At 47.9% G+C, this 660-nt stretch carries 1 protein-coding gene; it reads left to right on the top strand.

The window, feature by feature from the left end:
- Positions 1 to 93 precede the first annotated feature (93 nt).
- Positions 94 to 660: pyroglutamyl-peptidase I (gene pcp, locus R7R78_RS26930; protein ID WP_225474710.1), on the top strand; the 567-nt coding region annotated here is incomplete at its 3' end.

Genomic DNA, 660 nt, shown 5'->3' with positions numbered 1-660 from the left:
AACAATGTGGCTTGGTTGCAAGCTGACTTTATGGTTGGAGAGTGAAAGAGGCGATGCAATAATCGGCGAAACAATTTCTCTTTGAAGGTTGCGATGAAAAAGGTTTTGATTACTGGTTTTGAACCGTTTGGTGGTGATGCAATAAATCCTGCGTTGGAGGCTGTGAAAAGGCTAGAAGAAACAAGTCTTGACGGTGGCATCATTGTTACTTGTCAGGTGCCTGTGACGCGTTTTGAGTCCATCCGTGCTGTGATTGATGCGATTGAAGCGCATCAACCAGATTGTGTTATTACCGTTGGTCAGGCCGCGGGTAGAGCGGCAATAACGCCCGAACGCGTTGCAATTAATGTGGATGACTTCCGAATTCCAGACAACGGTGGCAATCAGCCAATCGATGAGCCCATCATCGAACAAGGCCCGGATGCGTATTTTTCGTCTTTGCCAATCAAGCGTATTGCTCAAACGTTGCATGAGAGTGGCATCCCTTGTCAGGTTTCTAATAGCGCGGGGACGTTTGTGTGCAACCATCTGTTTTATGGAGTACAGCATTATCTGAGGGACAAATCGATTCGGCATGGATTTGTGCATATTCCGTTGTTGCCTGAGCAAGCGACGGATAGCAACCACCCGTCAATGAGCCTCGATATGATCGTGGCTGGC

Source organism: Vibrio sp. 2134-1 (genome assembly GCF_033339495.1).
Note: the sequence above shows the minus strand (reverse complement) of the source record. Positions and strands in the feature narration are given on the sequence as shown.